Source organism: Arthrobacter sp. CAL618 (genome assembly GCF_000468215.1).
In the GTDB taxonomy this organism is placed as follows: Bacteria; Actinomycetota; Actinomycetes; order Actinomycetales; family Micrococcaceae; genus Arthrobacter_D.
This window is the reverse complement of the sequence record NZ_ASZW01000208.1, coordinates 10508-19366: the sequence shown is the minus strand read 5'-3', so window position 1 is coordinate 19366 and position 8859 is coordinate 10508. Positions and strand designations below refer to the sequence as shown.

2 protein-coding genes are annotated in these 8859 nt (G+C 67.4%); both read left to right on the top strand.

Going from position 1 to position 8859, the window contains the following annotated elements; all coding sequences use genetic code 11:
• Positions 1-4709: 4709 nt before the first annotated feature.
• The gene (locus K728_RS0112530; protein ID WP_024476931.1) at positions 4710-8354 is read left to right on the top strand and encodes a hypothetical protein; all 3645 of its coding nucleotides are present in this window, start codon (positions 4710-4712) and stop codon (positions 8352-8354) included.
• A 43-nt stretch (positions 8355-8397) separates the two neighbouring features.
• Positions 8398-8859 (top strand): cation:proton antiporter regulatory subunit (locus tag K728_RS21410; protein WP_193353934.1); only part of this gene is annotated, 462 nt, incomplete at its 3' end.

Sequence of the window (8859 nt, the reverse complement as noted above, 5' to 3'; positions counted from 1 at the left end):
GGCCGAAACCCCGCCGACGGCATCATCAGAATCCGGTTCCTGATCGAAATCGACGAGGCTGTTGGCTCCGTGAGGATGACCGCTCAGTATGGGGCCCACCCCCAGGACACCGACGGACTCTACCTGTGGGGGATCCGGCCGGGAGAGGCGCTGCAGGCACCGGAGTTCGGGCTGGACTTCTTCGGCGCCACAGTGGTCCTGATGCCGCTGCTCTCCGAGACGGCAGGGGCGGTCGCCAACGAGGGCGCCATCGTCCAGATGGGGGTCACCGCCGCGATGCTCGCCATCCCGGCGGGCATTGCTTCCTCGGAGATTGTTAAGACCGAAAGGGTGGTGTGGCACGGCGGAGAGATCCTGCTCAACGCTGTCCCCGGCGCCAATGAACTGGTGGTGCTCTTCGACGTCGAGGCGGCCATCTCGATGGACATCGCTGGTCTCGTCGAGATCACCCGTGAGGCCCCGCTCTCGGTTCGCTACAAGGCGGTGGGCATCAGGCTCGGGGACGGCGCTGCCGGTCAGCCGTTCCAGTTCCGGCCGGTGTTTGACGCAGCGAAGGGCTATTCCATCGAGGTGGCAGGTCCCGGCGGGCTGAATATTGCCGAACCGCTCGGCGAGCTCCTGCAGGTACTCGGCGCACGGGTGGCACGCAACAACCCCCTCATCTTCGAGATTGACCTGGGTTTCGCCGTCGACCTTGGCGTCGTCAGCATCGACCGGGCCCGGCTGCGGGTTGCCTTCGAACCGTTCAGTTTCGCGATCACCGCTTTCGGCGCCTCCATCGACATTCCGGGTGCCATCGCTGGCAAAGGCTACCTGGAAATGAACGACAGCGAGATAAAGGGGCAGCTGGACCTGACCATCGTTCCCGTGTCGGTGCGGATCGCCGCAGGGGTGGGCGTGGCGAACATCAGCGAGGAGGACGGCGGACCCGCCACCGGCGTGATCGTCGCACTTGAGGTCGAGTTCCCGGTCGCCATCCCGCTGGGGCAGAGCGGCCTGGGGATCTACGGTTTCATGGGATTGTTCGCCATGAACTACGCACGCGACCTGACCGACATCGACACCTCCAACATGGCACCCGCACTGGCCTGGCTCCGGGCCACCGGCGGAAACCCCTTGAACCTGGAGTTCTGGAAGCCCGAGGTCAACACCTGGGCCTTTGGTGTTGGCGCAATCCTCGGCACCATGGGCAGCAGCGTCATCTTCAACCTCAAGGGCCTGATCATGCTGGAGCTGCCCGGCCCGCGGCTACTGCTGATCATGAAGGCGAAGCTGCTGGCCGTGATGCCGAACCTGGGCGGCAACGCCGAAGGCACCTTCCTGGCCGTCATCGACCTCGACATGGGGCGCGGGACTCTCACCATCGGCATTTCCATTGACTTCGACATCTCACCGCTGCTGGAACTCCATATCCCGGTCGAAGCTTTCTTCAACTTCACCGATGTGGCGGACTGGCACCTGTACCTCGGCCGGCAGCGCAGCCCCATCCACGCCAACATCCTTGAGGTGTTCGACGGCACGGGCTACCTGATGCTCTCCGGCAACGGGCTTGCCCTGGACAACCTGCCCGAAGTCTACGGATTCTCCATCGGTACCGGCCTCCACGTCTCGTTTGAATGGGGGGACCGCAGTAGCGGCCTCTACGCCGAACTCGCTGCCGGCTTTGATGCGGTGGTGGGGTTCGACCCGTTCTGCCTCGCCGGGATCCTGTATGTCCGGGGCAGCCTTCACCTCTTCATCATTGAGGTGAGCGCCTGGGCCAAGCTGGACGTCTTCGTGGGGGAGAAGATGATCGGCGGCAACCCGGCCAAGGTGTCACGCATCAGCGGCGAGATCTGCGGACGGGTGAAGTTCCTGTTCTTCTCCGTGCAGGGCTGCGTCACTTTTGAACTTGGCGAGACGGCGATCCAGACCCCGCCCCCGCCGCCGCTGGTCGAAATCCTCAAGTTGGTGGGCAGGTCACCGGCGCTAGTCCAGGGCTCAGGCGTCGACAAACCGATCGACAGCGGCCTGGCCGACGCCGCCGAGTCCCTGGCCGCGGTGGACCCCGAGAATGGTGTTCCCCTGGACGCCATTCCGGTACTCATGATGAACCTGCCCCCGGTCGCCGATCCGGCAGTTCGGTTCAAGGGTGAGGTGCTGGCCGGCAGCACCGGAGTCGCTCCCGGGGGATGGGTCAAGAAAGGATCCGCGTCCTATAAATTCACCCTGACCTCAGTGGAGCTCGACCCGGTGGGCCCCGACGGCGGTGTGCTGCCGGGGGGATTCACCGACGGATCGACACCGGCTACCTGGTGGGAGCAGAAAAGTGGCGACACGGCCCTGTCGGCCCAACTGGCGCTCCTGAGCTGGCTCCCGGAGGGAACCCCCAAGGCAGTCGAAACCGGGTACTCCCTCGAGGAGACGGTCACCGACAGCTGGGGAACCATCTGTGATCCCATTGCCCCGCCGACGTCGGTCCTGTTCACCTTCCTCGGCGAACCCCTGGGGCCATCCGAGGCCGGCTGGCACCTTACCGGGCTGCCCTGGCCGGACCCGCCGGGAAGCCACCGGTCGATACCGCCGGACACCCACCTGACCGTGACCGAGCGCTGGCGCTCGGGCGACTTCTCGGTCGACAGTCTCCTCGCCGTCGTCCCCGCCCAGGTTGAGGGGCTCGCAGTGACCTGCCCGGAGGTCAGGGAAGCCAACCGGGCGGACACCCGTCGTCCCGAACTGGACGGATCAGTCGAGGCCAACAACCCGGTCCTCGCGGCCCTCGGAGGCAAGGAGCCAGAGGAAACGGTGTTGCCTCGCGTCGACTGGGGCGATGTGGTTACCAACCCGGACCCCGACCTCACCGTCCACCGGGCGCAACTGCTGGATGGCGTTCCGATCAAGCAGGGCCGCGCCAAATGTTCCAGCCGGGCGCTCGCTGCACCCGTCTACGACGCCCGTGACCCCATGCACCACGGTGACGAAGAGCGGAAACAAGACATCCACGAGGGCTGGAAAGCCACGGGATTCCAGCCGGGACCACTCGATAATGCGGTGGTGCTGCGCACCGGCCCCTTCACCGGGGTGGTGTTGTATCTGCTGGTGCGCAGAGAGTTGCTGGAGGGCGGACTCGTGGTCTGTGCCTTTGACGCCGAGGAAAATGAACTCTCCAGGGACGTTGTCACCCCCGCCGTCACCACTCTCCCCGCCCGCTGGACCGACGCTGCCGGACCCTGGGGCGCGGAAACGTTCCTGCTCAGCCAGCAAGCCACGGCCATGACCCGGCTGGGGTACTTCCCGGTCGTCGTTGAGGTCAAGGGCGGCGAGAAGGCTGACCACCTTCAGATTGGGATGCCACCCGAGGATTCAATCAACGAGCGCCTCGACGCCCGCGGCTACTATCTGGCCGGCACCGAACTGACCCGGACCGCCGAGTTCCTGCGCTTCGACTGGGACCAGACCGAACGCGACTCCCGCCAGGCCGCGGTCGCCAATGTCCTCGGCGGCGACACGGACGACCACGCGCTGCTCCACCCCGACACCGTCTACCGCGCAACAGTCGGGTACTCCGTGCAGGCTCGACCCGTCCTTCCCGACGGGACCGATGGAACGGCCGTCGACGTCGCCAGTTCCCCGCAGCAGTTCTTCTTCAGAACCGACAATCTGCCACCCCGGCGACTCGACCCCTGGATCCTCGGCAGCACCCCGCAGGAGGGTGAGCAGCACTTTCCCACCGGGGAACCCATCAAGATCATTTTCGGCACCACCAACGTGGTCAGGATGTTCGCGGCCTACGGCAAACGGCTTCAGGTGCGGTTGCGGTCCTCAGCCTTCCGCCCCATCCAGGCGAAACCCGGCTTCGTCCACCCGTTGGTGTTGCGGCCCTGGACCGCAGCCGGAGGCAACAACCCGGAGCTCGTCGCGGCGGCGGTCCTATCACCCTGGGAGCAGGCGCTGGCTGGGGTACTGACCGGCAGTTGCATCCCCGTGGATGAGGAACGCGTCAGGCACTCGGTGGAAACCGTGGGAGTGGAACTTGAGAGCTACACCGACTACATCATGGATGTGGAAACCGCCGATTTGACGGCGCCCGACGGCGCGCAGGGTGAGGTGATCTGGCGCCGCTCCTTCAGCACCGGCGCCTACGCCTCGGTCGAAGAGTTCAGTGGGTCGTTCGCCGACGCCAAGATTGTGCACCGGTACGCTGCGCCGGCGGCGCTGCAGACCGTTGCCGCAGCCTTCGCGGCGCGCCCTCCGGAAGGCGCCGAACTTGACCAGGCGCTCACTGCGGCGGGGCTGGAGCCGATGGGCGTGCCTAAATCCGGTCAGATTGTGGTGTTCTGGGAAACTGCGGCGCCGGGCTCGGTCCCCCAACCGGCAGCTGTCCTCATCGATGCGTCAGAGCCAATGTGGCGTAGTCGTGGGGTAGCAGTCGAAGAGGTGGATTCGGCGGTAGCCGGCAACCGCCGCTACAAGATGGTGCAGCGCACGTGGCTGGAGCTCGCTGAGAGGCCCAGCGCTGGCGCAGTCGTGGACCGGATGGTGATGGGGCCGGGCGGCCAGCGTGCCCTGGTCTCCCTCAAACCAGGGTCCCGCGGCAAGCGCCTGACCCTGGTCCTGGCCCGTCTCGCGCAACCCGAGACGTATCTCGACGGCCCGGCGGCCGCAGATAGTGCGTTTACCGTCGCCGACCTCCAACTCACCTCCGCGCCGTGGGAAGAGACTGACTGATCATGAGCTACGTATTCAATTCCCGCCGGTTCCAGGCCGAGGGCGTCGCCATCAATTGGGCGGTTCACGCCCGCACCCTTGGCGGATCGAAAGAGTATTCACGCACCCTCAAGGTCAGACCGGCGAACGTGCAGCTACGGTGGCTGACCAACCAGGAGATCGGCATACCCAGCCGGCCGTTCAGCGTCTGGCGCCGGCCGGCCATGCGCGCTGAACGCACCGACTTCACCTTCCGTGCGGTCGTCATCCCCTCGTTGGGCGGGCGTACCCTGGTGACCTGGCCCGGGACCCGGCTGGTGACCGCCCAGCTGTTCCTCAGCGGCGCTGCCGGCTACATCTACGCTTTTGCCGGCTGGCCCACCACCTCAGGCGCCGTGGCTGTCAGGCGTTTCGAGCCGGGGGCCGGAGCCGTCCAGATTGGTGCCGGGGCGATGGACGGCCTCCTGGTGGACCCCGGCATTGTGATCGAGTCGATTCTGGGCACCGACCTGGCCCAGTATGACGAGGGAATGGGGTGGGAGGAACTGGAGCATGTGGGTCTGCCCGTTGACAGTGCACGGTGGGCGGGGACCGCCTACGGCAGCCACCCGCAGGGCATGCTGGTGGACGCCTCTGGCCCTGCACCGGCACTCACCGACCCCGTCACGGCTGCCGGACAGCGGCTGGAACGCGGCGCGCCGTCGTCGGGCTGGGACCCGCACCTCACGGCAGGAATCACCGCGCCCGGCTGGCAGGAACCAGATTTTACGGCGGTCATCGATGACGCCAACGCCTCGCTGGTGCACCACCTGGCGGTCATCTCGAACTCCCACCCGCCGCAGGAGCACGCTGGGCGGACCATTGCCATCACCATGCCGCCACCGGCCAACTCCAGTGGCGGCTCGGCGCCCGGCAGTCCCACCACCTCGCTGGTCTCACCGTGGGGCATGACGCTGCTGGCGGCCGGAGCGGATCCCTATGCCGCGCTCACCCTCGGCATGGGCACAGCGTACGGGCCCGATGAGCTGCCCAAGGACGATCACGGCGAGCGCAGCGGCTACGACTACCTGGTCACAGCCACCTACGAGAAAGGTCTTGACGGGCAATCGGCAGAACGCACCTACGCGGCGGTGGTCCCGTCGCCGCAGCCCGGGATTGCACCGCTGGCGCCGGCCGGGGTTTCGGTGCGGACCATGGGCTATCTGCGCCCGATGGACAGGGACGCGCCGTGGCGGACGTCCCTCCGCACCGGGTGGGAGCGGCCGCTGGCAACCCCGTTGGCTCGTCCACGCAGCTTCGCTTTCGCCCGGGTGTCCCGCCCGGGGGACCTCGCGGCGTCGTCCTTGCTGCCCCCTCGGGTGGGCGGCGGCTGGCTGCCCGGCATCATCAATGACGCCCCGGTGGAGGGGGACCCGGCCCCGCACAGGATTTCGGCGGTCGACCGCGAAATTCCCATCCCGACCGATCCGGGAAGTATCTCTCCGAGCTACTCTGTCGCACATCAGGACCTCTACGGGCTGTGGAGCAAATGGCGCTCCGCCGGAGTCACCGTTGATCAACCGGCCGTCGACGGCGTCAGGATTGTCAGTGCCGCCCTGACCGCGGTGGGCAGCCCGACGGCGGGGAGCCTCGTTGCCGCGCAACTGGAGGTCGAGTTCCTGTGGGACTGGTCCGCCAGGGGCCCGCTGGCGATCCGGTTTGCTGGCAGACTCTTCGCCGCACCGCTTCACGGGTCGCAACCCCCCGATACCTCGGTGCCCGGTGGGCTGCAGCGCAGCCTCGGTGGGGGAGGGGCGTTTGCCGACGTCGTCTTCGTTGGCGATGAAGGCTCCGGCGGGGGGATGACCCTGACGGGCCTGAATCTTGCGGGCGACGCGGTGGTGGAGATGGGCCCCGCGGGGCAGGGAGAGCGGGAACGGCGATACCGTCTGCGGATTCCCGGTTTCAGCCTGGACTTTGATGCATCGGGCCATATCGGGTTGGCGCTGTGGGCTATCGGGAGGGAACGGGTCCTGCCCCAACGGTGGGGCGCCTGGCCGGCGGATCCCAGCGTCGTGACGACCTCGGATCCACGCCCACCAGCAGTTGTCATGAACACCCTGCCAACGGTGGCCCTGGGTAGCCTCCCCGACGCGAACGGGGAATCTCATGCACGCCTGTCCTGGTCGTCCGCCGGGTCGGTGGCCGGCTACGCCATCTACGAATCCACCGAGACCAAGTTACTGCAGAACGCCGGGTTGCCACCGGCTGATCTGGAGGCCCCGCTGTCCCAACGGCTCGAGGCGATGAAGGACGTCTTCAACAACGATCCCTCCAGACGCGCCTTCACCCGCCGCAACGCCACCCTGGTCTCCGGGACATCCGCCGATGTGACGCTGCCCCGCGGTACCACCGACATTCACGCCTTTGTGATCATCGGAGTCAGCGCCGGCCAGGTCGAGGCGCCCTGGCCGTCCGGGCCTGACGCGGCCGACCAATGGTTTGCCTACGCGGTTCCGCGCCGGTCCCAGCCTGCCCCACCGACCCTTGAGCTCCATGCGGTGGAGGATGCGGGTGTTTATAAGGCCCGGGTGCTGGTCGGTGCGCGCGACGGCGCAGCGGTGACCCGGGTGGAACTGCACCGGGTCCGGGTGGACGAGGCTGTCGCATCACTGGGCACCATGGGACCGCCCGTGGCAGCCGTGTCCGCAAGCACACCCGGGTGGACCATCGGTGCGGGCCCGGCGCCCGTCGGGATCCGGACCCTGGACGGGTTCGACGTCCCTGACGGTTCCTGGAAACGGCTCTGGTACCGGGCCACCGTCTGGAGCAGCGACGACCCATCCCGCGGCATCCTCGGCGACCGCTCGGATGCGAGTTCAGCCGCCTGGGTAGTGGTACCCCCAGCAGGGCCCCCCGACCTCTCTGCGCTGACCGTCGCACCCGGTGCGGGCGGTCCCGGGGAGGTGCTGGTCAGCTGGACCAGCCGGGCCCCGGCCGTGCGCAGCCCGCTGGGCACCCACCGGATCACCGTCGCCGCAACCGTCCCCCTCGGGGCCGCGTTAATCGACTCCTCCGAACAACTCGGGTTGGTGACCGAGGTGGAACCCACCACCGGATCGGGATTCTGGCGAATCGAAGCCCTCGCCGGAGCGCCGACCGGTTATCGGGCACTCCTCCGCCGGGCCGACCCCGGGGACATCATCGAGGTGAGGGTGACCATCACCGATCCGCTGGGCCGGACCAGCACCGAAACCGTGACAGTCCCACCCGGATCGCTGCTGCCGGCGCCGGAAATCAACGGACTCGCCCTCGCTCGTCGGCAGCCCCTGACCGGGGTGCTCGCTGAGTGGCAGAGCAGTACGCCTCCTGCGGCCACTCCTGCTGGCTCGTTCCGGTTGCGGGTGACCCTGCGGCCCCGTGCCAGTGGGCCTTTCCCGGGGCGGCCATTCCCGGGGCGGCCACCCAGGCCGGTGGTCATTGACGGCAATCTTGAGGAGGTTCCGGTGGCGACCCCCGAGGCGGCCTCCACCCGGACCCAGGTGGGGCGGTATCCCTCACGGGCGGGGGAGTACTGGGTGTACAGCCCGGCGGCACCGGATCGGATCACCGTCCGGCTGACCGGCCCCGATGGCCGGAGTGCGGAGCAAAGCATCCAGCTCCGGTTACGGCCACCGTTTCGCCTTTAGGAAGAGGTAAACGCCGGGGCCCCACAGGTCTAGAATTAGCGCTATGAAGGTCGATAAGACGCCGCTGCCCGGCATTGGCATGCGCAAAGACATTGTGACGTCCTCGGGGCGCCGCATCGGAACTGTCACCCAGCGTGATGGTGAAACCGCCCTGATCATCTCCAGGCAGGACGACCCGGACGCCTGCCTGGTATCCATTCCACTGACGGCCGACGAAGCCGCAACCCTGGGTAACCTGCTCGGCGCCCACCAACTGGTGGCCCAGCTGACCGAAGAGCACCGGGATCTTCCCGGTGTGAACACCCGCCAGTTCCTGATTATCAGCGGGTCGCCGTTCGACGGCTACCGGCTCGGCGAAACCAGGATGCGAACCCGCACCGGCGCCTCAGTGGTGGCTGCCCTGCGCGAGGGCAGGGTCGAGCCATCGCCAGCACCCGATTTCACCCTGCACGCCGGAGACCTCCTCGTTGCCGTCGGGACCGCCGAAGGTCTGGACGCTGCCGCC